At 25.6% G+C, this 26416-nt stretch carries 21 protein-coding genes, 1 other RNA gene and 1 pseudogene; 14 read left to right on the forward strand and 9 right to left on the reverse strand.

The genetic code is table 11. The annotated features are described in order from the left end of the window. Nucleotides 1-8 precede the first annotated feature (8 nt). Nucleotides 9-482, reverse strand: coding sequence for a crossover junction endodeoxyribonuclease RuvC (ruvC, locus tag AVBRAN9331_RS07360; RefSeq protein ID WP_214116175.1), 474 nt, complete (start codon nt 480-482; stop codon nt 9-11). Between the two features lie 346 nt (nt 483-828). Here ruvC and dnaA point away from each other — a divergent pair, with 346 nt between their 5' ends. The 6 genes and pseudogenes from dnaA to AVBRAN9331_RS07390 all read left to right on the forward strand — a co-directional run. Then, nucleotides 829-2145: a chromosomal replication initiator protein DnaA gene (dnaA, locus tag AVBRAN9331_RS07365; RefSeq protein WP_214116173.1), complete on the forward strand. Its 1317-nt coding sequence runs from the start codon at nt 829-831 to the stop codon at nt 2143-2145. Nucleotides 2146-2171: 26 nt separating this feature from the next. Further along, the gene (dnaN, locus tag AVBRAN9331_RS07370) at nt 2172-3254 is read left to right on the forward strand and encodes a DNA polymerase III subunit beta (protein WP_214116171.1); all 1083 of its coding nucleotides are present in this window, start codon (nt 2172-2174) and stop codon (nt 3252-3254) included. A 9-nt stretch (nt 3255-3263) separates the two neighbouring features. After that, nucleotides 3264-5576 carry a DNA topoisomerase (ATP-hydrolyzing) subunit B gene (gene gyrB / locus AVBRAN9331_RS07375; RefSeq protein ID WP_214116169.1) on the forward strand — a complete coding sequence of 771 codons (2313 nt, stop codon included), beginning with the start codon at nt 3264-3266 and terminating at the stop codon, nt 5574-5576. Then, a complete protein-coding gene (locus AVBRAN9331_RS07380) occupies nt 5573-6901 on the forward strand; it encodes an EAL domain-containing protein (protein WP_336612720.1) in 1329 nt (442 codons plus the stop codon). Before gyrB ends, AVBRAN9331_RS07380 begins: the two co-directional genes overlap by 4 nt. Next, the gene (gene queF / locus AVBRAN9331_RS07385) at nt 6898-7320 is read left to right on the forward strand and encodes a preQ(1) synthase (RefSeq protein WP_214119961.1); all 423 of its coding nucleotides are present in this window, start codon (nt 6898-6900) and stop codon (nt 7318-7320) included. Before AVBRAN9331_RS07380 ends, queF begins: the two co-directional genes overlap by 4 nt. Continuing rightward, nucleotides 7320-8510 (forward strand): annotated as a pseudogene (locus AVBRAN9331_RS07390) (HD domain-containing protein); the annotation flags it as partial. The gene queF and the pseudogene AVBRAN9331_RS07390, both read left to right, overlap by 1 nt. On the opposite strand, the gene ffs reads toward AVBRAN9331_RS07390, so the two are convergent. Further along, nucleotides 8511-8608, reverse strand: an RNA gene (gene ffs / locus AVBRAN9331_RS09890) — signal recognition particle sRNA small type. A 43-nt stretch (nt 8609-8651) separates the two neighbouring features. On the opposite strand from ffs, the gene AVBRAN9331_RS07395 reads away from it, so the two are divergent. The 4 genes from AVBRAN9331_RS07395 (at nt 8652) to AVBRAN9331_RS07410 (ending at nt 13701) form a co-directional block, all read left to right on the forward strand. Beyond that, nucleotides 8652-9083, forward strand: coding sequence for a hypothetical protein (locus tag AVBRAN9331_RS07395; protein WP_214116160.1), 432 nt, complete (start codon nt 8652-8654; stop codon nt 9081-9083). A gap of 47 nt (nt 9084-9130) precedes the next feature. Further along, nucleotides 9131-10732, forward strand: coding sequence for a CTP synthase (locus AVBRAN9331_RS07400; protein WP_214116158.1), 1602 nt, complete (start codon nt 9131-9133; stop codon nt 10730-10732). Then, complete coding sequence (recJ, locus tag AVBRAN9331_RS07405; protein WP_214116155.1) at nt 10720-12297, forward strand: single-stranded-DNA-specific exonuclease RecJ; 1578 nt, start codon at nt 10720-10722, stop codon at nt 12295-12297. The genes AVBRAN9331_RS07400 and recJ overlap by 13 nt, the downstream gene beginning before the upstream one ends. Nucleotides 12298-12372: 75 nt before the next feature. Next, complete coding sequence (locus tag AVBRAN9331_RS07410) at nt 12373-13701, forward strand: hypothetical protein (protein ID WP_336612721.1); 1329 nt, start codon at nt 12373-12375, stop codon at nt 13699-13701. Here the strand turns inward: AVBRAN9331_RS07410 and AVBRAN9331_RS07415 are convergent. After that, the gene (locus AVBRAN9331_RS07415) at nt 13657-13890 is read right to left on the reverse strand and encodes a hypothetical protein (RefSeq protein WP_336612722.1); all 234 of its coding nucleotides are present in this window, start codon (nt 13888-13890) and stop codon (nt 13657-13659) included. The two genes, AVBRAN9331_RS07410 and AVBRAN9331_RS07415, sit on opposite strands and share 45 nt — an antisense overlap. A 469-nt stretch (nt 13891-14359) precedes the next feature. On the opposite strand from AVBRAN9331_RS07415, the gene AVBRAN9331_RS07420 reads away from it, so the two are divergent. Continuing rightward, nucleotides 14360-15616, forward strand: a complete 1257-nt coding sequence (locus tag AVBRAN9331_RS07420) for an autotransporter outer membrane beta-barrel domain-containing protein (RefSeq protein ID WP_336612723.1) — start codon at nt 14360-14362, stop codon at nt 15614-15616. A gap of 151 nt (nt 15617-15767) precedes the next feature. On the opposite strand, the gene AVBRAN9331_RS07425 is transcribed toward AVBRAN9331_RS07420, so the two are convergent. From AVBRAN9331_RS07425 to AVBRAN9331_RS07435, 3 genes are all read right to left on the reverse strand, one after another. Next, entirely contained in the window at nt 15768-16793 is a 1026-nt protein-coding gene (locus tag AVBRAN9331_RS07425) for a GGDEF domain-containing protein (protein WP_214116147.1), read from the reverse strand. Nucleotides 16794-16902: 109 nt separating this feature from the next. Beyond that, nucleotides 16903-17490, reverse strand: a complete 588-nt coding sequence (locus tag AVBRAN9331_RS07430; RefSeq protein WP_214116145.1) for a hypothetical protein — start codon at nt 17488-17490, stop codon at nt 16903-16905. Nucleotides 17491-17768: 278 nt separating this feature from the next. After that, nucleotides 17769-18650, reverse strand: coding sequence for an RluA family pseudouridine synthase (locus AVBRAN9331_RS07435; protein WP_214116447.1), 882 nt, complete (start codon nt 18648-18650; stop codon nt 17769-17771). 137 nt (nt 18651-18787) lie between these two features. On the opposite strand from AVBRAN9331_RS07435, the gene AVBRAN9331_RS07440 reads away from it, so the two are divergent. The 3 genes from AVBRAN9331_RS07440 (at nt 18788) to AVBRAN9331_RS07450 (ending at nt 23065) form a co-directional block, all read left to right on the forward strand. Further along, nucleotides 18788-21163 (forward strand): ribonucleoside-diphosphate reductase subunit alpha, encoded by a 2376-nt coding sequence (locus AVBRAN9331_RS07440; protein ID WP_214116143.1) that lies wholly within the window; start codon nt 18788-18790, stop codon nt 21161-21163. A gap of 700 nt (nt 21164-21863) precedes the next feature. Continuing rightward, entirely contained in the window at nt 21864-22640 is a 777-nt protein-coding gene (locus AVBRAN9331_RS07445) for an RsiV family protein (protein ID WP_336612724.1), read from the forward strand. A 134-nt stretch (nt 22641-22774) separates the two neighbouring features. Then, the gene (locus AVBRAN9331_RS07450) at nt 22775-23065 is read left to right on the forward strand and encodes an ArsR/SmtB family transcription factor (protein ID WP_214116139.1); all 291 of its coding nucleotides are present in this window, start codon (nt 22775-22777) and stop codon (nt 23063-23065) included. Nucleotides 23066-23074: 9 nt separating this feature from the next. On the opposite strand, the gene AVBRAN9331_RS07455 is transcribed toward AVBRAN9331_RS07450, so the two are convergent. The 3 genes from AVBRAN9331_RS07455 to AVBRAN9331_RS07465 are packed head-to-tail and all read right to left on the reverse strand — an operon-like array spanning nt 23075 to nt 26416. Beyond that, a complete protein-coding gene (locus tag AVBRAN9331_RS07455) occupies nt 23075-23401 on the reverse strand; it encodes a ferredoxin family protein (protein ID WP_214116137.1) in 327 nt (108 codons plus the stop codon). Further along, on the reverse strand, nt 23398-24726 hold the full coding sequence (locus AVBRAN9331_RS07460) for an FAD-dependent oxidoreductase (RefSeq protein ID WP_336612725.1): 1329 nt from the start codon (nt 24724-24726) through the stop codon (nt 23398-23400). Before AVBRAN9331_RS07460 ends, AVBRAN9331_RS07455 begins: the two co-directional genes overlap by 4 nt. Continuing rightward, the gene (locus AVBRAN9331_RS07465) at nt 24713-26416 is read right to left on the reverse strand and encodes an AMP-binding protein (RefSeq protein WP_336612726.1); all 1704 of its coding nucleotides are present in this window, start codon (nt 26414-26416) and stop codon (nt 24713-24715) included. The genes AVBRAN9331_RS07460 and AVBRAN9331_RS07465 overlap by 14 nt, the downstream gene beginning before the upstream one ends.

Consider the following 26416-nt stretch of genomic DNA (forward strand, 5'->3'; position numbering starts at 1 on the left):
TTAATATTTTAAGTATTTTTTATATAAAAACTATGAGTTAATGCAACCGCCATTGCGTCGGTTATATCAAGTGGTTTTATTTCTTTATTGATTTTTAAAAGCTTTTTAACCATAAAAGCTACTTGTTCTTTCTCTGCTTTTGCTTTGCCTGTGATTGTTTTTTTAACTTGTAAAGCTGTATATTCACTAAAATTCCCATAAGTTTGCAAGATTTTAAGCAGCATCGCTCCACGAAATTGTGCGAGTTTTAAAACACTTTGCGGATTATAAGCAAAAAATATATTTTCAACTGCAACACTAGCATTTGGAACTTTTTTAAAAATCATTTCTAAAGCTTCGTTTAATTCTAAAATATTATCTATTAATTCTTTACTCTTAAATCTTATTAAACCTGCTTCTAAAAGAGTATTTGTGCTGCCATTTTTTTCTAAAAGGCAATATCCACAAAATCTAGTTCCTGGGTCAAATCCTAAAATTTTCATATGTGAAATCCTTGTGAAATTTAAAATTATTTTTTTATGAAATGCTTATTATTACGATAAATTTCTTAATGAAATAGAATTTCACATAAACTGATTTTTATAGAATTTCACGAAAATTTATAAGAATTTTAAAAATTACAATAAAAATTCATAAAAAAATTTCACTAAATTAAAGAATTTTTTAAAGAGCTTGTGAAATTTATGATGAAATATTGTAAATTGTTTGTATATTTTTGGTATATTTTTTCACTATTAAAAGCATTGATATATAGGTGTTTTAAATATTTTTAAACAAATATTACTAGATTTTCACATCATCAAAGGTAATAACAAAAAAGAGGAATAAATGTTAAATAAAATTCTAGAAGAATTAAAAGTATTAATTGGAGAAAATCAATATAAAAATTATTTTGAAATTTTACAAATTAATGAAAGCAAAAATAATGAAATAATTCTAAATGCACCTAATCAATTCATAGCTAAACATATTCAAACAAAATACCAAAGCATATTAGAAAAAATAGCAGAAAAAACAAATAGTAAAAAATATAAAATTACAATTCAAGTAAATAATGAAAAAATAAACAAACCACAAGAAACTCAGCCAATAGTAGCTAAAAAACAAATTTCAATATTAAATCAAAGCCTTACTTTTGATAATTTCATAGTAGGACAAAGTAATGAGTTTGCTTATAGAATTTGTAAAGCAATAACAGATGAAAATAAATTTGGAAAAGACTTTAATCCAATTTTTATATATTCAAATACAGGTTTAGGAAAAACTCACTTATTACAAGCTAGTGGACATGAATGTTTAGAACTTGGAAAAAAAGTAATATATAAAACTTCAAAAGGTTTTATGAAAGACTATCAAAATGCAATATTAGCAAATAAATTTGATAGTTTTAATAGTGAATATAAAGATTGTGATTTATTATTAATTGATGATATTCAGTTCTTAGGAACTACTGATAAAATACAAGAAGAATTCTTTCATATCTTTAATGATATAGTAGAAAGAAATGGTCAAATAATAATGACTTCAGATGTAGCTCCTATAAATTTAAATGGAATTGAAGATAGATTAAAATCAAGATTTAATAAAGGAGTTCTTGCAAATATTAGTGTCCCTGATATAGAAACCAAAAAAGCAATTATTAAGAAAAAAAGCCTTGTATATGATATAGAATTAAATGATGAAATGATTAATACTATTGCTAATTATATAGGTGAAAATGTAAGGGATTTAGAAGGAATTATAAATTATATTTACGCTTTTCAAAGTATAAGAAAACAAAAAATAACCTTAGATGATTTAAAAAATCAAATAAAAGAATACATTAAAGAAAATCAATCAAATATTGAAATTGAAGATATTTTTGATATAGTAAGTTCAGAATTAAATGTAAAAATAAGCGAAATAAAATCAAGTTCTAAAAAACAAGAAATAGTAAAAGCTAAAAGAATAGTTATATTTTTAACTAAAGAATTAATTTCAAATTCAGTAAGCCAAATAGCAACTCATTTTCAAATGAAAGACCATAGTGCTATTTCAAAACATATTAAAAAAATAAATGAAATGATATGTCTTGATGATGATTTTAGAAGCCTAGTAGAACATTTAAAAAATAAAATAATAAACTCAAAAAATAAAGATTATTAAATATAATAAAGCGAAAAAGGAAGAATATGGAAATACAAATAGACAAAAAGAGATTAGAAAATATAGCTTTAATAGTTAGCAATTATGTTGAGAAAAAAGATAATACAAGTTTAAATTCTAATATTTTATTATTAGCTTATAACAATGAATTAATTTTAAGAGCAAGTGATAGTGAAATAGGAATTGAATATAAAATCCAAGAATGTAATATCATAAATGAAGGGCAAATTTTTATCAATGCTAAAAAATTAATTGATATTTTAAAAAGCCTTGATAATAGCGATATTAAAATCAAAAAATTAGAAAAATCTATCAAAATTACCCAAAATAAAACTAATTTTTCATTGCCAATAAATAGTGAAAATAATTTTTCTTTCTTAGAAGATGAAAATAGCAAAACACCTATTTTAATAAGTGCAAAAGAACTAAATATCGGCTTTAAAATGATTTTACCTGCTGTTGATAATAATGGTATTTCTTTTCAATTTAATTGCTGTTATATAGATATTTTAAAGGATAGCATTGTTTTTGTAGGAAGCGATTCTAAAAGAATTCACAAATATTCATTCATAGCTCAAAATGAATACGAACAAAGATTAATAATTACAAAAAAATCAGCTCAAGAACTACAAAAATTATTAAATGAAGAAGTAAGAGTTTATAAAACAAATAATTATTTAATCATTGAAAATGATAATTTTAAATTCTTTACAAAATTAGCAACTATTGATTTTTTAAGATATGTTGAAGTAATGCCACATAAATTACCTACAAATGAAATTATCATTAAAAACGAAGACTTTTTAAATGAAATAAAAAAACTAAGTGCAGTTTGCACAAAATGTCAAATAGAATTTGAAACCGGTAAAATCACATTTAAAAATAATGCTTTAAGTGATGATTTTAACGAAACAAATGCTACAAGTGAGCTAGAAACAAATATTACTATAGAAGATAAATTTGAAATAAATCTTACAAACAAACATATGATGGATTTTTTACATTTAAATGAAAATGAATATTTCACATTTAAATTCTATTCATCAGCAGCTCCTGTTGTGTTAGAAAGTAAAAATTTCTTATCACTAATATCAGCAAATAAAAACTAAGGATAAATAATGCAAGAAAATTATGCAGAAAGTAAAATTAAAGTATTAAAAGGACTAGAAGCAGTTAGAAAACGCCCTGGAATGTATATTGGCGATACTAACTTTAATGGTCTTCATCATATGGTTTATGAAGTAGTTGATAACTCTATTGATGAAGCTATGGCTGGCTTTTGTAATACTATTGATATTGAAATTACCAAAGAAGGTTCTTGTATAGTTACTGATAATGGTCGTGGAATTCCTGTTGGAATTCACCCAACTGAAAATATCTCAACTCTAACCGTTGTTTTAACCGTTCTTCACGCTGGTGGAAAATTTGATAAAGATACTTATAAGGTTAGTGGTGGTTTGCACGGCGTTGGTGTATCGGTTGTAAATGCACTTTCATCTAAATTAATTGCAACTGTTAAAAGAGATGGAAATACTCATAGACAAGAATTTTCTAAAGGTATTCCAACAAGTGAGCTAGAAATAATCAAAACAACTAATCGCACAGGAACTAGCATAGAGTTTTTCCCTGACCCTGAGATATTTGAAGTAGTTGAATTTGATTATGATACTTTAGCTAAGAGATTTCGTGAATTAGCATATCTAAATCCACAAATTACTATTAATTTTAAAGACCAAAGAAATGGTAAAAGCGAAACTTATCATTATGATGGTGGTATTTCTCAATTTGTAACTGATTTAAATAAAAAAGAAGCTGTTACAAATGTAATTGCATTTAATGATGAAGCAGAAGATGTAGTTGTAGATATTGCACTAATGTATAATGATACTTATAGTGAGACTTTATTTTCATTCGTAAATAACATTAAAACCGCAGATGGTGGAACTCACGAAGCAGGCTTTAGAATGGGGCTTACAAAGGTAATTACAAGTTATATTGAAGCAAATGCAGCCGCTAGAGAAAAAGATATAAAAATAACAGGCGAAGATACTAAAGAAGGACTTATTGCAATAGTTAGTGTAAAAGTTCCTGAACCACAATTTGAAGGACAAACTAAAGGTAAATTAGGTAGTTCTTATGTTCGTGGTATAGTAAATAAAATTACAAATGATGCTTTAACTAAATTCTTTGAAGAAAATCCAAACGATGCTCGTGCTATTATGAATAAAGCTTTAATGGCTGCAAGAGGTCGTGAAGCAGCAAAAAAAGCAAGAGAATTAACTCGTAAAAAAGAAAGCATAAGTGTAGGGACTTTACCTGGAAAATTAGCTGATTGTTCTTCAAAAGACCCTGAAATTAGAGAAATATATTTAGTAGAGGGCGATAGTGCTGGTGGTTCTGCTAAACAAGGAAGAAATAGGGAATTTCAAGCGATTTTACCTTTAAAAGGAAAAATCTTAAATGTTGAAAAATCACACCTTGATAAAATCTTAAAATCTGATGAAATTAAAAATATGATTACGGCATTTGGTTGTGGAATAGGCGATGATTTTGATATAGAAAAATTAAGATACCATAAAATTATCATTATGACAGATGCTGATGTTGATGGTTCTCATATTCAAACTCTAATTCTTACATTTTTCTTTAGATTTATGCAAGAATTAATTAGAAATGGACATGTATATTTAGCTCAACCACCATTATATCGCTATAAAAAAGGTCAAAGAAAAGAAATATATTTAAAAGATGAAAAAGCTTTAAATGATTATTTGATTGAAACTGGAGTTGAGAATTTAGAATTTAGTGGAATTGGGACAAATGATTTAAAAGATTTCTTAAAAGTTGTAGCAGCTTATAGAAGTATTTTAAATGAGCTTAAAAAACGCTTTAATGTGATTGAATTAATTAGACATTATGTTGAAAATCCTGATATTTTAGCTCTTAATATGCAAGAGATTTTTAAAGTATCAAAAGAATTTTTAGAAGCAAAAGGATTTAATATATTAAATCATTATCTTAGTGAAGATGAGATTAAAATTTATGTTCAAACTCAAAATGGTTTAGAAGAAATAGTTGTAAATAATGATTTATTTTATAGTCCATATTTTGAAGAAGCTTCTTATATTTATAAAAAAATTGAAGAAAGAAATATTTTTAATGATAAAGATTTCTTAGAAGTTCTTGATGAAGTTGAAAAAAATGCTAAAAAAGGAACTTATATTCAGCGTTATAAAGGTCTTGGTGAGATGAACCCAGAACAATTATGGGAAACTACAATGGACCCTGAAAATCGCCGTTTAATTCAAATTAGTGTTGATGATTTTGATAGGGCTAGTGGAGTGTTTAATTTATTTATGGGAGATGAAGTTGAGCCTCGCCGTGAATATATTCAAGCACACGCTAAAGATGTAAAACACTTAGATATATGACAATTAGTAAAAAAATTGAAAGAAAAAATAGGCAAGATGCAGCTATTAAGCTCATTATGCCTTTATTACTATTAGTTTTTGCTTTTGTATATTTGCAAGAATTTAACGAAATAGTTTTTAAACCATTAGATATATTAGTAATTTTATGTTTTATATTTTTGTATTTTTATTATTTTGTTTTTGTAATTTATAAATCAGTAAAGCATAATGTAATTGATGAAAAAACTGGGACTTTATTACAAAGTGAATTTACAAAATATCTAAATAATGATGATTTTATAGTGTTTTTTACAATTTCTAATATAAACGAAATTAAATTAATGCTAGGGTTTAATAAAAGTGATAGATTATTGAAAAAATTAATTGATAAATTCTATGCGTGGGATGAAAATCTAATAATAGGTAGGATTACTACTGCTGATTTTATGATTTTAAGTAGTTCAAAGCATAAAACCTTGCAACACGAAATTAAAAAAATATTTTTAGAAATTAAAAGAGAAAGAATAGATGGAGTTGATTTTAAGTGCTATTATTCTATTATAAAATCAAGTATTAATTTTAATAAACTTTATTTAGAAGCACAAAATAGATTAAAAGATGATGTAGATGTAGCTACTGAAAATATCATTACTAATAGTGTTGTAAGCTCTATAAATAAGAGTGATTTTTTCTTAAAAATCCAAAGGCTAGAAGGTGAAGAAGAAATATATTATTTAAATTATAGGATTAATTCAGATTATCCAGAGAAAATATCTCAAGCAAAATTAGAAGAAATAATTATTAAAAATAATTTAGAATTTAATTATTATAAAAATCTTTTAGAACTTTTAGCGAAAGAATATCATTTTAATAATAGGATTATTATTAAAATATCTCCTGATTTTTTAAGGAATTTAAATTTCTTATTTTATTTAGGAGAATATTTTATTAAGCACCCTAATACAAATGGGAAAATTATTTTTGAATTTTTTGAAAATGATGTTTATTATGATATGCCAAGATTTGAAGAAATAATAAAAGAATATAGAGAAATTAATATCAATTTTGCCCTAAATCGTATAGGTTCGCCTAGTTCTTTAGAATATTTAAAACGATTAGAATTTGAATTTGGTATTTTTGATATTGAGTTTAATAAAAATGTAAAAAATGAAAAATATTTTATAATTTATGAAAATTTATTTAATTTATGTAAAAGCCTAAATATCAAAACTATTATGAGATTTATTGATAATAAAAATCTACTTGATTTAACAAAAGATATTAAATTTGATTATTATCAAGGCTTTTTATTTTATAAGGACAAAAATCTTAAGGAGATGAAATGAAAGAAAAATTAAAATACGGACAAAAAGAAATAAAAAAAATTAAAGGTAAAAAATTAGAGCGTTGGGAAAATAAGCAAAAAAATGATTATGTTATTAAAATAACTCTACCTGAATTTGCTTGTCTTTGCCCAAGAAGTGGTTATCCTGATTTTGCAACATTATATTTAGAATATATACCTAATAAATGGGTAGTTGAACTTAAAGCAATTAAACTTTATGTTAATTCATTTTATAACAAAAACATAAGCCACGAAGATAGTATAAATAAGATTTATAATACTCTTAAAAAGCGTTTAAAACCAAAATATATTAAATTAGTTGGAGATTTTAATCCTCGTGGTAATGTTCATACGGTGATTGAGTGCTGCTCTGATACGGAAATTAAAAAAGAAAAGAAAAAAGATAAAAAGGATAAATAATGATTAGTCCAGAGCTTGTTTTACATATTTTTAAGGCTGCTTCAATTTCAAGATGGAATGATTTTCCTAGAATTTGTAATTTAGTTGAACTTGATAAACAAGCTCATAAGGCTATTATTGCTTATTTTTTAGCAAAAAGTGAAAAAGATATTGATATGAGATTTTTACTTGATGCTATTGTTGTTGAGTTTATTTCTCGTGTAATAGTTACTGATATTCGCCCTGATGTATTAAATGAAATCAAAAAAACAAAACAAAAAGAATTAGATGAATGGATACAAAAACAATTTAGTTTAATCAATAAAAACGATGATTTTTTAAAAATTTTTAATGATTATTATAATGATAAAACTCACGAAAAAGAAAAATTTATTTTAAAAGCAGCAGGGTATTTATCAACTAGATATGAGTTTTCATTTATATATCCAAATGTTAGTAATTATGAAGAAATTAAAGCTAAGTTAGATGAAGAATTAGAAGATTATTTAGAAATTTTAGCAGTTCAAAAAATATCATTAAATCAAAAATTAGCTAAGGTAATTGATTTAAGTGGTCGTTTAAGATTTCAAAAGCGTTGGGCTCAAACTCCTAGAATTCCTGAAACAAGTGTTTTAGGACATATGTTAGTAGTAGCTGTTTTAAGCTATTTTTATTGTCTTAAAATAAAAGCTTGTGATACTAGATTTATTAGTAACTTCTTTTGTGCTATTTTTCACGATTTACCAGAAAGTCTTACAAGAGATATTATTACACCTGTTAAATACGGAATTGATGGGCTTAGTGAGATAATAAGTGATTATGAGCTTAAATTAATTGATGAAAAGATTTTACCTTTTGTGCCTAATAATATAAGAGCTGAATTTGCTTATCTTTTAGGAATTTATAATGAAGATGGTAAGATTAAAAAAGATGAATTTAAAAATAGAATAAATAAAGAAAATGTAAAAATTATTCAAAATCCTAACGATTATAATGAAGATTGTTTTAATACAATTGATGGAAAAATGCTTAAAGCTTGTGATAAAACTGGAGCTTTTTTAGAAGCAATCATTTCTAATTATTACGGCGTTAAATCTAAGGATTTAAAAAATGGTTATTCAAAGATTTTAAATGATTTTAAAGAAAATCCTAAAATTGGTGAAGTAAATTTTTATGAAATGTTAAAAGAATTTGAAGAGTTTTTTACAAACCCAAGCCAAGAGACTTGCGGCACACACTCATAAAAAGTGCTCTGCTATGTTCCCATCCTGAAGCTCTGCTTTTTACAAACATTGCACAAGGCTTGACTTGAGAAAACGCATTTTAAGATAAAATGACTTAATAGAGGGTAAATGAAATTAGATTTAATTTATATTTTTTTAGCGAATTTAAGAATTACTTTTATAGGAGTTAATAATTCTTTTGATTTAAGAGCTAAATTAATTTCTTGTATTGCAGGAGTTGTTAAAGATGAAAGACAAGATTTAAAGCGAAAAATAGAACAACTCTCAAAAGAAATCTATAAAAAAGAAATCAAAAGAAGAATATTTTTAGCGACCATTTATCAATATATAAAATATATTAAACAAGATACAATGGGAGTTGATAATATACTTAAAGGAATTAAAAAATTAACTAAACAAAATCCAAAACTAAAGCGAAAAATTAATTTCGTTCAACTTGATAGATTAGTATTGAAAAAATCAATTAAAGAAGGCGAAGAAGAAATTGAAGATTTCGCACAAATTAGGGTTTTAGAATTTTTAAAAAACGAAGTTATTTGATTGGTTATTAAAATTATATACAATAAAAAAAACTGATAGGAAAAAGTATGGCTAAATTTATATTTGTAACAGGTGGAGTTTTAAGCTCACTTGGTAAAGGAATTGCAGCAGCTAGCATTGCAAGTTTATTAAAACAAAGTGGATTAAAGGTAAGTATTTTAAAGGCTGACCCTTATATAAATATTGACCCAGGAACTATGAGCCCACTTGAGCATGGAGAAGTTTTTGTTACAAAAGATGGTGCAGAAACTGACCTTGATTTAGGACATTATGAAAGATTTTTAGATGAAGATTTAACTCATCTTAATAACTTTACTACAGGAAAAGTATATCAAAGCGTAATTGAAAAAGAACGCCGTGGAGAATATCTAGGTAAAACTATTCAAGTAATTCCACACATTGTAGGCGAAATTGCTAGTAGAATGGAAGCAGCAGCTTTAAATCAAGATGTTTTAGTAGTAGAAATTGGTGGAACGGTTGGAGATATTGAAGGCTTACCATTCCTTGAAGCAATTCGTTCTTTAGGACTTAAATACGGAAAAAATAATGTATTTTACGCACATTTAACTCTTGTTCCTTTTATAAAAGTAGCAGGAGAATTAAAAACTAAACCAACCCAACATTCAGTTGGAGAATTAAGAAGAATAGGTATTAGTCCTGATATGATAATAGCTCGTAGTGAAATTCCACTAGGCGATGAAATAAAAGAAAAAATTGCAAAGAGTTGCGGTGTAGAAATTGATTGTGTAATAGAAAGTATTGATGCAAAAAGCATATATCAAATTCCACTTAAATTTTTAGAGCAAAATATACTTTTACCTATTGCAAAACATTTAAATCTAAAGCTAAAAACTCCTAATTTAAAAGAGTATGAAGCATTAACAGAAAAAATAATTAATCCAAGCAAAAAAGTTAAAATTGCTTTCGTAGGAAAATATATAGATTTAAAAGAAAGTTATAAATCTTTAACAGAAGCACTAATTCACGCAGGTGCAAATCTTGATACAAAAGTAGAAATTAATTGGATAGATAGCGAAGAATTAAAAGATGAAAATGATTTAGCTGGAAATGATGGAATACTTGTAGCTGGTGGATTTGGACAGCGTGGTGTTGAAGGTAAAATCAAGGCTATTAAATACGCTCGTGAAAATAATATTCCATTTTTAGGAATTTGTCTTGGAATGCAGCTTAGTTTAATTGAATTTGCTAGAAATGTTATAAAACTTGATGATGCTAACTCAACTGAATTTGATGAGAATACTAAAAATCCTATTGTTTATTTAATTGATGAATTTATTAATCAATCAGGTTCAAAAGAAATCAGAACAATAAAAACTCCATTAGGTGGGACTTTAAGACTTGGCGAATATGTTTGCAATATAAAAGAAGGCACACTTTTAAGTAAGTTATATAATTCTAAAGTAGCTTATGAAAGACATCGCCATCGCTATGAAGCTAACTCAAAATATCGTGATTTATACGAGCAAAATGGACTTATTATTAGTGGGGAATCAAATGGACTTATTGAAGCTATTGAAAATACAAATAATGATTTCTTCGTAGCCGTTCAATATCATCCTGAATTTACTTCAAGGCTAACTAAAGCAAATCCTGTCATCTTAGGCTTTATTAGACAATGCTTGCACTAAATAAAACTAAAATTAAGCAGGTTTTAGAAGATAGATTTAAAAACGATTTTCATAAAAGCCTTAGCACTATTCCAAAACCTCATACCTTTAAGGATATGAATAAAGCAGCAATTAGAATAGCTAAGGCAATAAAAAATAAAGAAAAAATAGCAGTAGTAGGAGATTATGATGTAGATGGCATAGTATCTTCTACTATTATGAGTGAATTTTTTGCTAATTTAGGTGTAGAAATAATTGTTAAAATTCCAAATCGTTTTAGCGATGGATACGGAATTAGCGAAGATATAGTGAGTAATTTAGACGCTAGTTTAATAATCACGGTTGATAATGGAATAGTAGCTTATGAAGCTGCAAATAAATGTAAAGAATTAGGTATAGATTTAATAATAAGCGATCATCACACCCCAGGAGATACTTTACCAAATGCTTATGCTGTAATTAATCCAAAAAGAGATGATTGTGAGTTTTCTAAGCATATTAATTGTGAGATTTGCGGGGCGCAAGTAGCTTGGTGGCTATGTGGGGCTATTAAAAAAGAATTAGATATAGAATACAATATGGCTAGTTTTTTAGATTTATTGTGTATTGCAATTGTTGCTGATATGATGAATTTAAATGATTTAAATCATATATTAGTTCGCTATGGCTTAAAAGAGTTAAATAAATTAAATCGTCCTGCTTTTGTAGTTTTAAAAGAAAAATATAAAAAGAAATTCTTTGATTATGAGAGTATTCCATTTTTAATAGCACCATTATTAAATGCTAGTGGAAGAATGGATGATGCTAGTATTTCTTATAAATTTTTAAGAGCAAAAAGCCTTAATGAAGCTAAGAATTTATTAGAAATAATAGAAAAATTAAACCAAGATAGAAAAGAACAAGAAAAGCAAAGTTTTTTAGAAAGCATAGAATTTGCAAACGAAAATGATAAAGTAATCATAGCTTATTCTAAGAATTGGCATAAGGGTATTTTAGGCATAGTTGCAGGTCGTTTAGCTAAACAATTTAATAAACCTAGTTTTGTTTTTAATATTGAAGATGACTTAGCAAAAGGAAGTGCTAGAAGCGTAGCAGAGCTTGATATTTTAGAGCTTTTATCAAATGTTAGCGATATTTTGACTAATTACGGCGGACATAAAGGAGCTGCTGGACTTGCTTTAAAGGTTGAACATTTAAAAGAATTTAAAACAAGGCTAAATAATTTAGAACTTAATTATAATGATATTGATTTTTGTGATACTACTAATACTTTAGGCGAGTTAGAATTTAGCGAAATTGATATGGAATTATTAGATATTTTAAGTGATTTTGAGCCTTTTGGGCAAGGTAATGAAAAGCCATTTTTTATAAGTAAAGGCGTAATTATTAAAAATCTAGTTTTATTAAACGAAAAGCACTTAAAATGCACTTTTACTCAAAATAATTTAACTTTTGAAGCGATTTGTTTTAATTGTGATTTTATCCCATTTGAAAATGAATGTGTCAATATTCATTATAGTTTGCAAAAAAATTATTTCAAACCTAGCCCTACAATTCAGCTAAATATTTCTAATATTTATATTTAATATTTTAAAATAACTAAATTTTATTTAATATTAATTCATGTAATACAAATTTATGTAAAAAATAAAGGTTTTTTAATGAAAAATATTTTTAAATTAAGTATAGTTCTTACAACTATTTTATATTCATATGATGCTACAAATATTGTTGGTGACTTAACAAAAAATATAGACATAAAACAAACAGGAATATCTAGTATTAAAGCCAATAAAATAGATGATAGTATTTATTCAACTTTTGTAATTAATGGCACATTAACTACAAATAGTATAGAAAATAAAAATCTAATATTTGATTATAAAAATACACAAATTGATAATAAAGATTATTTAATATTAGTATCTGGCGGTAATTTTACAGATAATGGTTCTATTTTTATTTCTCAAGGCAATAGTGTATTTAGTAATAATATAGAAGCTATTAAAATAAAAAATAATGGAATAGTTACTCTAATTAATTCTAGTGTTTATGCTGGTAATGCTGATAGAACAGATTTTCAATTTGCTTCTGCTATTTTAATAGATAAGGGGACATTAAATTTAAATAATTCTTTAGTAGAAGGAGGTTATCAGCGTGGTAGAAGTTATCAAGCTATTAATGCTCGTAGTTTTGGAACTGATAAAACCTATTTAAATATAAGTGGTTCAATCATAAAAGCAGGAGATAATGATATAAAATCAACAGCTATTATGGCTAATCAATCAAGCACTATTATAATAGATGATACTAAAAATAATAAAGGCTCTAGTATAACAGGGTATATAAATACTGATGGGGATTTTACTATTAAGGGTATTTATAAAAATAATTCAAATTTCATTGCAAAATCAAGCAATACTATGAATGCTACAAATAATACTTTTGATACTATTATCAATTCAAGCACTAAAACAAATCTCGGAAAAAATGCAAATATTGACAAAGCTTATATTGGTGGTGGTCTTGATTTAAATAAAAGTTCAACTTCTACTGGAACATTTATAATTACAAATAGTTATATTAAAGGCGATATTGTAAATTCTGATGATATTAGACTTATAAAAACTCTAAAACCTACTATCAATTCTAAAATAAGCTTAGATAATGTTTATTTAGATGGGGCTTTAAATAATTATTCAGGAGAAATAAAAAGCTCTAATTCAGTATTTAATAAAATTGTAAAAAGTGAATATGTAAGCAAAATTGATGATACTAATTCAATTTTTAAAGGTGGTTTTAGTGCTGATGAAATAATTTTAAATAAAAGCACTTTAGAAGGATTTAAATTACCATCTATAAGTGATGCTAAATATAGTGCTAAAAATTTTAATTTAACCAATACAAAAGTAGGTAAAGATATAAATACTAAAGGATATTTAGAATTAATGGGGGGGGGGTGTTTTAAAGGCTACAAATTCAGCTCTTAATTTTGATATTAAAAGTAATAATTCTATTAATATTGATTTAACTAGGAGTTCTTTAGTAGGTAGTTTTAAAGATTTAGCAGGAAATAAAATATCAGCAAATAAAATAAGCTTAAATAATTCTACAAGTTTAGGAGCATTTAGCACAAATGAACTAATTGCAAATAATTCTACATTCTTCTTAGGTGGCACAAATACTACTTATAATGGAGCAATAATTTCTAAAATTAGCACAAGTGGGGCTAATAATAATTTTGGAATTATTGGAGTAGTTAGCAAAGATACTAAAGGGAATTTAGTAGCAAATAATTTAAGTGTTAATTTACCTTTAGCTATTTTAAAGGGTGCTAATAATGATTTTGCTACAAATCTTAAATTCTATTCAGGAATTAGCGAATATGCTTTAGCGAATTCTTATTTAAAGAGTGAAAAGGTAGGAGATTATCAAGTATATGTTTTAGCTAAGGATAATAAGCAAAGTTTTAATAATTTAACTTATAAAAATAATTCTAAATTAGATATAAATAAAATAAATGAAATAGTAGCTAATAGTGATAAAATAAAAGATTTAGTAGATTTTAATGATAATTTATTAGCAAGTAATGAAGCAAAAGAGTTAATTAATCAAAATACAGATAAAAGTCTAGAAAATAAAGGCACAATGATAAAAGATTTTGACAATAAAAGCATTCCTTGGATAGATTTAAAACCTGCAAATCCTATTAAGCCAACAACCCCGCCAAATATTGAAGATACTAAACCAAGTGAGCCAGAAATAAAACCTGATATTAAGCCAGAAGTTACACCAGAAACTCCTATAAATCCTAATGAAAATATTAAACCTAATCCTAACGAAGAAGCAAAACCTGAAATCAAACCAAGCATTCCTTGGATAGATTTAAAACCTGCAAATCCTATTAAACCAAGTGAGCCTAAGACTGATGAAGAAAAATTTGAAATAGCATTAGAAGAACAAAAAGAAGCTATCAAATTAATGGTAACAGGTAAAAATGAAAAAGCTTTAGAATCAGCTAAATTAATGACTTCGCAATTTTATTTTTCTCAAGTGTTTGAATATAATAATCTTAATAAGCGTTTAGGAGAATTAAGAAGTTTTACTAATAACAATGCAGGAATTTGGATTCGTGGATATATAAATAAAGGTAGTATAAAAAATACTTCTATAAAAGCCAATGAAATACAATTAGGTGCTGACAAAATTATAAATAATAATGATTTTGATACTTATGCAGGAATTATGCTAAATATCGGTAAAACAACCACTGATAATACTACTAATTCAAAAATTAATAATTATGGTTTTGGAGTGTATGTTAGTAATGTTTATAATAATGGATTTTTCTTAGATGCTACTCTTAAAACAAATCATTATAAAAGCGAATTTAGAAACGATACATTTTTAGGAAATTCTACAAGTAAAGGAACAGGTATAATAGCAAGTGCTGAATTAGGTTATAGATTTGGTGATGAATTTTATTTAGAGCCTAGTTTAGAATTGATTGCAAATTATATCCCGAAGACTGATATTAAAGGTGAAAAAGTAATTCAATTTGGCAATTTATCTCAAGTATCAAATGTCAATATTACATCTTCTTCAAAAGTTTTAATGGTATCAAAAGCAGCAGTTTATACTGGAGTAGATATTAATAATACAACATTAAGAGCTGGAATTGGTGGAATATTTGATTTAACTAATAATCCTGATTTTTTAGTTAGTGATGGGATTAGTTCTTTTGCTTTTAGTGGAGCGAAGAAAGATAAAAGAGGTTTTGCAAGTATAGGACTTAATAAAAATATTAGTAAAAAATTAGGATTAAATATAGAAGCTGAAAAGACTTTTAGTGGGAATTTAAATATTGATTATAATATTAATGCAAGTATTAGATTTGAGTTTTAAGTATTGAATTTTCTTATTTTAAATTCTAATTTATAGGATTTAAAATAAGGTTTTCAAATATTATTATCTTTTAAGTAATTTTATAAAAATAAATATACTCACAAACTTAGTATAAATAATAAATTTATCAAAGAATTTAATATGACTTTGGTTATTCAAATATAGTTTTATTTCTTCCTGTTTGTTTAGCTTTATAAAGTCTATTATCAGCAGTTTCAAACGCTCCAAATTTAGAGTTTGTAACCAAACTAACACCTATACTAATAGTTAGTTTTATTTCGTGATTTTTAGCCTTAAAAGTATGATTTTGCACTTCGTTTCTAAGGTTTTCAAGTAAGCTAACACATTTATAAAAATCATATTCTTTAAAAATCAAAACAAATTCTTCTCCACCATAACGATAAGCTTTTGAGTATTGTTTCAAAATACTTGCAAGACTTCTTAAAATAATATCTCCTACATCATGCCCGTAAGTATCATTAATCTTTTTAAAAAAATCTATATCAACTACAGCAATTACATCTTTATTTTTTACTTCAGTAGTATCATAAGCTCTTCTGTTATAAACATTAGTTAGTGAATCATAAAACGCTAGTTTATATCCTTGATAACCAATAGCAGCTAAGAATATAAATGAGCCTAATTCAAAATAACTTAAATTATAAAATTGAAGGCTATTGTAGAATATAAATTGAAAATAGGCTGCAATATATGCACCTTGCAAGAAACATTCAAAATTTTTAATTTTTCTAAGAATTACAACATAAATCATTAAAACTAAAAATAAGCAAAAAGAAAAATCTGAATAAGCATAAGTAAGATTTATAAAGTTTAAATTATGTAAATACGATATGAATTGGTAATCTTTAATAAATATACCAATTAAGATATAAAACAATACTACTAAATAAGCAGGAATTAATCTTTTTGTAGAAAGATAATCTTTTTTAAGCGTTAATAATATTGCAAATACAATCGGTGAAAATAGTGAAATATATGCGTGGGCTTGTTGAAAATCCATAAAAATAAATAATATCCTACTAGCTAAAAATAACAATGTTATAAAAGTGATATTTAGTTTTTTAAAATATATTGAACCTAAAAATACTAAAAGTTCAAAACCAAGTGTTGCCGCAGGAAGTGGATAGATTAATTCTAATAGAAGTGATTGCTTCATAATTTACCTTTATATTTAGTTACTGATTATACTAATATATCGGTAATTAAATTTATATTTTAATATATTTTTAAAGTTTAACCCTATTTATAAAATAGGGTTTATGAATTTATAAAGAAAGTTCTTTTAAAAATTCATCTTTTAAATAAATTTTCATATCTTCAAAATTAATAATAATTTGATTTTTAAAATCCTTTGATAAGAATACAAAGCCATTACTACTAATATAGAATTTATCTAATTCTATATTTTTATCAAGATTTTTTGAATTAAAATACACCTTAAAAGTATCAAAATCTTTTATAATATCTTTTAATAAATATTCCTTTTTTGTGTTTTCGTTATATGTTTTTATTTCTATTTTTGAATTGGTTTTATTATCTATATTTTGTGAAGTTTGTTTCATATAAGATATGATATTGTTGATTTGAAAATAACTTGAGTAATTAGAATTTGATTTGTAGTTTTTAAAATCATCTTCCATTGATTTTTTGATTTCATTTAAAGCTTTTATATGTTGTTTATTGATTGCATCAAAACTTTTAAAAAAATCATCAAACGGGTCATAGAATTTATTTTCTAAAGCATCAATTCTTTGTTTTAGAATTTCATTTTCTTGTTTTAATTTTTCAATTTCACTGATTGAACTAGCATTTAATGCACCTATACAAAATAAAGAAATTAATATCTTTTTCATATTTTCTCCTTCAATAAAATTTATAAAATATTTTATATTTATATTTATAACAAAGTTTTAGAATAAAATTTTTGTTTAATGAATTTATTTTGTATGTAAATAATTTTAATTTTATTATAAGTTTAATGTTCCACGTGAAACATTAAAATAATCTAATGATAAAAAGTTTCACGTGAAACATTATTTTTTCTTTTCATTGATTATGATAAAAATCATTCCAATAATTCCACCAATGCAAACCACACCCATAAATAAATATTGAAATATATCTAATCCATTCATTTAATTGCTCCTAAAAATTCATTTTCTATATCATAATTAAAAAAATCATAATCTTGATTTTTATAAGTAAATTTTAATCTTGCAGAATGAAGACAAAGCCTACTTGCACCACAAAGTTCTTTTATATTTGATATTTTCTTATCTAAAATATCTCTTGCTTGTTTGTTAGTAAGTCCATACAAATTATCCCCTGCAATTTTATTTCCTACATAATGCAAATGCACTCTTAATTGATGTTGTCTTCCTGTTAGTGGAATTGCTTTTAAAAGTGTATATTTAGGATAATTTTTGATAACTATAAATTCAGATTGCGAAATCTTGCCATCTACACAAACTTGCATTTTATTTTTTAAATCATCATCATTTTTAAGTCTTGCACTAACACAAAAATCATTTTTAATATTACCACATACTAATGCTAAATATTCTTTGTGTATTTTTTGTTTTGCAAAAAGTTCTTTTAATTCTTTATTGGCAGTTTTTGTTTTAGCTACCATTATAAGACCACTTGTAGCAGCGTCAAGTCTATGAGCTACACTTGCATTTTCTCCATATTTTTGCCAAATTTCATCATTTAAAGAATACTCACAATTTCTTCCATTAGGATGTGATAAAACTCCGCTTGGTTTATTAAAAATTGCAAAATATTCATTTTCAAAAATTGGTTTTAAATTATTACTAACGCATTCATAAATTAGTAAATAATATTCTCCACAAATAATAGAATTCTTTTTACATATTTCAATATCAGTTAAATTTATTTCTTCTATATTTAAAGTATTTTCTAGCTTTTTACTAACATTATTTTTAAAAATAATAACACGATTTTTATCACAAAATCTTTGTGCTTTTTTTAAATCGTAGTTTAAATTTTGCATAACTAATTGATAAGCTTTTTTATTTTCTGTAGTAAAAAATTTTTTATATAAATATCCCACTCTTTTTAACCTTTATTATATATCTACTTATTATAATACATTCTTTTTTAAAATTCACAAAGGAAAAATAATCAATCATGAAGGTAGTAAAAAGAACAGGTAGAGTAGAAGAATTAGACATATCTAAAATTAAAAAATATACAACTTTAGCAACTGAAGGGCTTGATAATGTAAGCCAAAGTGAGCTAGAAGTTGATGCTAAAATACAATTTAGAGATATGATAACTTCTGAAGAAATACAAAACACTTTAATAAAAACAGCAGTTGATAAAATAGATATAGATAGACCTAATTGGACTTTTGTAGCTGCGAGATTATTTTTATATGATTTATATCACAAAGTTAATCCACAAAAAGAATATGTGCATTTAAGAGAATATTTTGAGCGTGGAGAAAAAGCAGGAAGATTATTTTTAGGTCTTAAAGAAAAATATGACTTAGATGATTTAAATTCTTATATCAAACCTGAAAGAGATTTACAATTTACTTACTTAGGTATTAAAACCCTTTATGATAGATATTTAATTAAAGATAGCAAAGGTAATCCTATTGAATTACCACAACATATGTTTATGGCAATAGCTATGTTTTTAGCTCAAAACGAATTAAATAGGCAAGAATGGGCTAAGAAATTTTATGATTTAATAAGCAAATTTGAAGTTATGTGTGCAACTCCAACTTTAAGTAACGCAAGAACAACAAGACACCAATTAAGTTCGTGTTATATCGGCTCAACCCCTGATAATATAGAAGGTATTTTTGATTCTTATAAAGAAATGGCTTTATTATCTAAATTTGGCGGTGGAATAGGCTGGGATTGGAGTAAGGTTCGTGCTATGGGTGGTAGTATAGACGGACATAAAAATGCAGCTGGTGGAATTATTCCATTTTTAAAAATCACAAATGACATTGCTGTAGCGGTTGATCAATTAGGCACAAGAAAAGGTGCAATATCTGTTTATATTGAGCCTTGGCATATGGATGTTTGTGATTTTATTGACCTTAGAAAAAATAGCGGAGAAGAAAGAAGAAGAGCTCACGAATTATTCCCTGCTTTATGGATAAATGATTTATTTATGAAAAGAATTGCTGAAAATGGAAAATGGACTTTATTTGACCCATTTGATACTCCACAACTTTGTGATTTATACGGAAAAGAATTTGAATTAGAGTATGAAAGACTTGAAAAAGATGAAAATATAGTAAAAGAAGTAATGGATGCAAAAGAGCTTTGGAAAAAGATTTTAACAAATTATTTTGAAAGTGGAATGCCGTTTTTATGCTTTAAAGATAATGCTAATAAAGCTAATCCAAATTCTCATTCAGGTCTTATTAGAAGTTCTAATTTATGCACAGAAATTTTTCAAAATACAGACCCAAATCATTATAAAATAAAAGCTACTTTTGAAGATGGTAGTATAAAGATTTATGAAGAAAATGATATTTTAACTCTTGATAATTCACAAGTAAAAACTGCAAAAAAATTAAGTAGCCTTGATACTTTAAATGGTAAAAAAGTTTATATAGTAGAAAAAGAATATGATGAAGGAAGAACCGCAGTTTGTAATCTAGCTAGTATAAATTTAAGTAAAATTAATAGTATAGAAGATATTAAAAGAGTAGTTCCAATAGCAATTAGAATGCTTGATAATGTAATTGAACTTAATTTTTATCCACACGCAAAAGTAAAAAACACTAACCTTAAATCTCGTGCAATAGGTTTAGGTGTTATGGGTGAAGCACAAATGTTAGCAGAAAAGGGAATAATGTTTGGAACTAACGACCACTTTGAATTAATTGATAAAATTATGGAAAATATATCTTATGAAGCTATAAGTGCAAGTAGTGATTTAGCAGTTGAAAAAGGTGTATATCCTGAATATGAAGGAAGTAATTGGAGTAAGGGAATTTTCCCTATTGATGTCGCTAACGATAATGCAAAAATGCTAACACTAGGAGATAATTTATTTAATCAATCAAATTGTGATTGGAATGATTTAAGAAAGAAAGTTAGTAAACAAGGTATGAGAAATGGCTATTTAATGGCAATAGCTCCAACTTCTAGTATATCAATTCTAGTTGGAACTACTCAAACAATTGAACCTGTATATAAAAGAAAATGGTTTGAACAAAACTTAAGTGGAATGATACCTAATGTTGTACCAAATCTAAGTCTTGATACCTGGCAATATTATGTTACAGCTTATGAGCTTGACCAAAGAGATTTAGTTCGTGCTGCTGCAATTCGCCAAAAATGGATAGACCAAGGACAAAGCTTAAATATATTTGTTAGTCTTGACAAAGCAAGTGGTGGGTATTTAAATAGTATTTATACATTAGCTCACTCACTAGGACTTAAATCTTGTTATTATCTAAGAAGTGAAAGTCCAGCAAGCGAACATCTAGATAATAAACCTGTTGATAGAAGCATTGAATGCGAAGGTTGTCAATGAAAATTAAATTATTTTAGGATATAATTAGCAAGATTATATCTTAAAAACAATTTAATATATTATATTGATATTTATAGATTTTTTAAATAACTAACAAGATTTAATTATATTTGTTATTTTCTTAGTTATTTTTATAATGTTAATTAAACTTTACTTTTATTATATTTTAGATTTATAGAACATAAGTTATTGTAATCTATCTATAATTGTACAAGTGTTAGTAATTTAAAATAAATAACATTGTAACTATCAATAATCTTAAACACACTTGGAAGTTTATATATAAAATTATAAACTATAGGTTCAACTTAACTCACTAATTAGATTACAAAATATTTAGTTTTACAATAACTTGTAAAACTAAGATAACGCATAAAGAAGAATTTGTAAAAAAATTAAATAAGATACAAAAAATAGTAAATGCTACAAAAGAACAATTGTTCTAATACTTTATCTAATTAGAAGACAAATTTTTATTTATAGAAATAAAATAACAAGCTTATTTTGTGCTAATAAAATTTTTGATTGAAAATTAAATATACCTATTGAACCAATTATATGTTATTAAATAAATAATTCAATAAATATTATTAATTTTATTTAGACTAAAATATTTTGTTCCACGTGAAACAAAATTAATTAAAATTTTTAAGTGTTATTAACTTAGGATAAAATACTATTTTTATTTAAGGAGTATAAAATGAAAAAAGTATTAATTTCAAGTATTTTGGCACTTAGTTTAAATTCTGCTGGGTTTTTAATGATAGATAAAGATAAAACTGCATATTTTACAATTAACGACCATAAAGATAAAGTTGAGTTTGTTAGCGGTATGAATATAATGCAAGATAATGTATGTTTTGCATGTAATGATACGATAACAAATAATATAGATTATGAGGCTTCAAAATCAATTGGGGTTAAATATGATAGTATTAGTATCGGCACAAGCGATGGTAATTTTAAGATTAGATATTTATCTGGAAACAATAAAGAAGAACTTAATTTAAATGAATTTTTTGCTCAAAGCTTAACTCATTTTGGAACTTTAGAAATATTAGAAGATGTAATATTTGCTAAGAATGATTTAACGAGTATAAGTTTTAGTTTAGTAGAAGACAATAAAGGTGCCCATCCTTTACATTTTAAAAAATATGCAATTTTAGATAAAACAGGCAAAATTATTTCATCAAACGAAGCTTTTAAAGATACAGATAGGTTAAAAGAAAAAATATCTAAAAAAATAAGAGATTTTCAAAATACAACTAAACATCCAGAAAAAGATAATAAATTTTTTAGTCCTTTAGAATTAAATAATTTTTATTTTGATAATTTAGGAATAGTATTTTCATATAGTCCTTATGAATTATTTTCATACGCTAGTGGATATATAAAAGTTCGTTTAACATATAAAGAAATAGAACCATTTTTAAAAGAAGAATTTAAAAAACTATTACAAGATAATAAAATAGTCTAGGAATTTAAAATAGGAATTAAGTTTCCTATTTTATACAATAATTATAAAAATTTTAATAATAAGATAAGTTTAATCAATTTGAAAGTAAAAATTATATATAATGATATATTTAATTAAATATATATGGAGAATAAATGACAGAATTATTAAAAAGAATTTCAGCACTTAACGATGAGACTAGAATAGCACTTACTGCTTTTTTAATCAAAAATGGACCTTTATGTGTTTGTGATATGTGCAGGTCGTTTGATATGAGTCAATCAAGAATCTCAAGGCATTTAAAAATATTAAAAGAAGCTAATTTGTTAAAAGTAAAAAGAGTTGGAACTTGGGCTTATTATGAAAGTAATATGGATGAAGAATTAAATAAGCTTATACAAAGTTTAGATATACCAACTCCAGAATTTATTCAAGAAGAAGGATAAGTTATAAACTTATCCATATCTATATATTACACCAAAACTTGCATTAGGAACTTTCCATTGTTTTAGTAATTTTCCGCAGTTATTTGCACTTGCCATTGTACTTGTTATTTCATTTTTTTGGTTTGCATATATGCAAGATACCATTTTACAAGTTCCGCATTCAAGGCAACCAGCATAATCAAATTTTAGAACATCTTCTTCTAATTTATATAAATTTGCAGGACAAATATCGCATAATGCTTTTGCCAATGAGCTATCTATATCATTTATTATGATATGAGCATTTTCTTCATCAATATTAAATTTATTTAATCCTAATTTTTCATCAATATTCATAATACTTTGCTTCCTTTCCATATATCTTTGATTAAATTGATAACCCCGATTGATTTTATAAGCCTTATAACTTTTGCTTTTATAGGTTCGCTTTTGCCATCTATTTTAAATAGACTTTTCATTAAAATATTTAATTCTTTTGGATAGTCATTAAACATTCTTTCGTTATTCTCTAAGAATTCTCCTATTTGATTAAATTGTTTGAAATCTAAAAAAGATCCTTCTTTTTCTAAGTTAGCTTTATAAGTTTCTAAAGCATTTTTATTATCATTAATGGCTGTTGATATAGCAAGAGCAGCATTTTTTGCTGACATAATTGCCAAATCCATTCCACGTACGGTGTAGCCAAGATTCATACAAAAACCAGCAGCATCTCCTATTACTAAAACACCATTAGCCCCTAATTTACTTATCGCATTAAATCCACCTTCAGGAACTAATTTTGCACTATATTCTAAAGTTTTTCCATCTTTAATAAGTGGAGCAATGCTTGGATGATTTTTGAAATTTTCAAATATTTCATGGCTTTTTTTATTCATATTTCTTCCAAGTCCTATAACACAACCAAGAGAAATAGTATTTTCATTAGTATATAAAAATCCACCACCCATTAAATAATCACTAGCTTTTCCTGCGTAAAGTGCTGCTAATCCTTCTTTATCATTTAAAGCAAATCTTGAGCTAACAGGAAGCTCAATCACTTCTTTTATTCCTAATGCATAGTTTTTGCCTATAAAACTATTGTTGCCATCATTACTTGCATGCAAATCAATGCTTTGTGAAAGAAGAGAATTTAATCCTTCAGCTAAAACCACATATTTTGCATTCATTTCATCTTCACCAGCTTTAACACCTATTACGCTCTCATTGTTCCTTAATGTTCTATTTAATGAACTTGATTTAGTTATTTCACCATTTTCTAACCTAATTAACAAATCATCTACTAAAACATTGCTAGCAATCATAACTCCTAATTCTTCGCATTTATTAGAAAGATAATTTAAAAATTTATTTTGTAACACACTATAAGAGTTTGAAAATTTATCATCGCTAAGTATAGTTCTACTTTCTATCATAAAAGTACTTTCGTCATCCATAAAGCCTAATTTTTCGCAAATAATAGCTCTTTCACAAGCACTGTCAAAATCTTCTAATCCTTTAATGTCTCTTAGTGTATGAGCATAAAGCCTTCCGCCAGAAACATTTTTAGTCCCTATATCTGCACGTTCAAATAAAACTACGCTTAATTCTTTTTGGGCTAGTATATAAGCACAAATAAGCCCACTTATACCACCACCCACTACAATCACATCAAATTCTTCCATAAACTTCTCCTAAAATATTTTTACAAACTTTACCTATGTGGTTGTAAGGTAAATTTTTTACAAAAACAATATCTCTAATTCTTTTGAAACTTGTAAGAGTATTGTTAATTTTTAATATGTCTTTTTTAAGCTTTTTTAAGTTCTCATCTAAGATAGCACTCATTAAATCTTTTGAATCTTGTTTGTAACTAATACCTTCATTATTATTTAGTTCAACAATAGCAATAATTAAATCACAGCTAATGTCATCACATGCAGCTATAATACAAGCGTTTTTAATAGCCTCATGTTCACATAGTTTATTTTCTAATTCAATAGCGCTTACATTTTCTCCATTTATTTTAATTAAATCTTTGTTTCTTGAATAAAAATAAAAGAAACCTTCTTCATCATAAAAGCCTAAATCTTTAGTTAGAAAATAACCATCGCAAAAAGCTTCATTATTAGCTTTTTCATCTTCATAATAACCTGCAAAAATTTCTTTACCCATTCTTGCTTTTATACAAATTTCACCTATTTCATTAGCTTTTAATGGTATTAGTTTGTTATCTTTTTTATTTGCAATAATTACATCTACACCAAAATAAACCTTACCTAAACTTCCGAATTTAAATTCTTCATAGTGATTATCTCCAATAATACCAACTATGCTTTCACTAAGTCCATAGCTAGTAAAGAGATCAGTTTTAAATCTAGCTTTAAATTCAAGATATTTTTTATTGCTCATATTTAGAAAATATAATAAAAATCTTAGGTTGTGCTTATCTTCTCTAAAAAATGGTTTTTGTAATTTTATTATTTCTATCATTTTTGGAACAACTTCACTAACATTTGCTTTAAAAAATACCAATTGTTGCCAAAATCTTCTAGCAGAAAATCTATTGAGTAAAATAAATCTAGTATTGGCTCTAAGACTTGGCATAAATGCAGTTGTGAGTAAATCTATATGCCAATTTGGCATAGAAGTAGCAAAAATATCTTGACACCTTAAACCTATTTGAGCTGAAGTAAAATGACTTGCATAAAGTAAATTATAGTGAGTCAATTTGCAGCCTTTTGGTTTGCTTGTAGTCCCTGAAGTAAATAATATTATTGCTAAATCATCACAATTTATAATATTTGTTTCAAATTCTTTTGATTTATTTTTGATATTTTCTAATAATTTTTCTTTAATTATTGTATTAATATTAAATTTAAAATTTTTTTGAAATTCCTTTTCTAATATAATATATTGTAGCTTAGTTTTATCTATTACATATTTTGCATCATCATATGCAAATAAAGCATTTATAGGAACTAAAACTAAGCCTAGCTTAAAGCTAGCAAAAAAGATAATTGCAAACTCAAAAGAGTTATAGATCATAAGCCCTAGTTTATCTCCTTGTTTTAACCCTAGTTCTTTAAAATAATTAGCACACTGGTTTGCTAAAGCATTTAATTGTTTATAATTCACTGCTTTTATAAAATCTCCAACTTGAAAATAACCATTAACTAATTTTGCATTATTGATAAAATACTCATCAAAATTTTCATAATTATCAAGATAAGCATTTTCATAGTTAGCCTCGCATTTATCATAAACAAAACAAAGGCTTTTTAAAGAAAATGCTAAAGTAGAATCATCTACTTTAGCATTTTTTGCTTTTAGCTCTAAAAAATGAGCTAAGTTTTTTTCGCTTACTATTTGCAT

The organism is Campylobacter sp. RM9331, from assembly GCF_020137685.1.
Classification (GTDB): Bacteria; Campylobacterota; Campylobacteria; order Campylobacterales; family Campylobacteraceae; genus Campylobacter_E.

What these genes read in the sequence shown, in the direction of transcription:
- AVBRAN9331_RS07440 (WP_214116143.1), top strand. Translation starts at nt 18,788, where the DNA reads ATGAAGGTAGTAAAAAGAACAGGTAGAGTAGAAGAATTAGACATATCT.
- AVBRAN9331_RS07410 (WP_336612721.1), top strand. Translation starts at nt 12,373, where the DNA reads ATGAAAAATATTTTTAAATTAAGTATAGTTCTTACAACTATTTTATAT.
- ruvC (WP_214116175.1), bottom strand. Translation starts at nt 482, where the DNA reads ATGAAAATTTTAGGATTTGACCCAGGAACTAGATTTTGTGGATATTGC.
- queF (WP_214119961.1), top strand. Translation starts at nt 6,898, where the DNA reads ATGAAAGAAAAATTAAAATACGGACAAAAAGAAATAAAAAAAATTAAA.
- AVBRAN9331_RS07435 (WP_214116447.1), bottom strand. Translation starts at nt 18,650, where the DNA reads ATGCAAAATTTAAACTACGATTTAAAAAAAGCACAAAGATTTTGTGAT.
- AVBRAN9331_RS07420 (WP_336612723.1), top strand. Translation starts at nt 14,360, where the DNA reads ATGATAAAAGATTTTGACAATAAAAGCATTCCTTGGATAGATTTAAAA.
- AVBRAN9331_RS07395 (WP_214116160.1), top strand. Translation starts at nt 8,652, where the DNA reads ATGAAATTAGATTTAATTTATATTTTTTTAGCGAATTTAAGAATTACT.
- AVBRAN9331_RS07445 (WP_336612724.1), top strand. Translation starts at nt 21,864, where the DNA reads ATGAAAAAAGTATTAATTTCAAGTATTTTGGCACTTAGTTTAAATTCT.
- AVBRAN9331_RS07430 (WP_214116145.1), bottom strand. Translation starts at nt 17,490, where the DNA reads ATGAAAAAGATATTAATTTCTTTATTTTGTATAGGTGCATTAAATGCT.
- AVBRAN9331_RS07380 (WP_336612720.1), top strand. Translation starts at nt 5,573, where the DNA reads ATGACAATTAGTAAAAAAATTGAAAGAAAAAATAGGCAAGATGCAGCT.
- dnaA (WP_214116173.1), top strand. Translation starts at nt 829, where the DNA reads ATGTTAAATAAAATTCTAGAAGAATTAAAAGTATTAATTGGAGAAAAT.
- AVBRAN9331_RS07460 (WP_336612725.1), bottom strand. Translation starts at nt 24,726, where the DNA reads ATGGAAGAATTTGATGTGATTGTAGTGGGTGGTGGTATAAGTGGGCTT.
- recJ (WP_214116155.1), top strand. Translation starts at nt 10,720, where the DNA reads ATGCTTGCACTAAATAAAACTAAAATTAAGCAGGTTTTAGAAGATAGA.
- dnaN (WP_214116171.1), top strand. Translation starts at nt 2,172, where the DNA reads ATGGAAATACAAATAGACAAAAAGAGATTAGAAAATATAGCTTTAATA.
- AVBRAN9331_RS07425 (WP_214116147.1), bottom strand. Translation starts at nt 16,793, where the DNA reads ATGAAGCAATCACTTCTATTAGAATTAATCTATCCACTTCCTGCGGCA.
- AVBRAN9331_RS07465 (WP_336612726.1), bottom strand. Translation starts at nt 26,416, where the DNA reads ATGCAAATAGTAAGCGAAAAAAACTTAGCTCATTTTTTAGAGCTAAAA.
- AVBRAN9331_RS07455 (WP_214116137.1), bottom strand. Translation starts at nt 23,401, where the DNA reads ATGAATATTGATGAAAAATTAGGATTAAATAAATTTAATATTGATGAA.
- AVBRAN9331_RS07400 (WP_214116158.1), top strand. Translation starts at nt 9,131, where the DNA reads ATGGCTAAATTTATATTTGTAACAGGTGGAGTTTTAAGCTCACTTGGT.
- gyrB (WP_214116169.1), top strand. Translation starts at nt 3,264, where the DNA reads ATGCAAGAAAATTATGCAGAAAGTAAAATTAAAGTATTAAAAGGACTA.
- AVBRAN9331_RS07450 (WP_214116139.1), top strand. Translation starts at nt 22,775, where the DNA reads ATGACAGAATTATTAAAAAGAATTTCAGCACTTAACGATGAGACTAGA.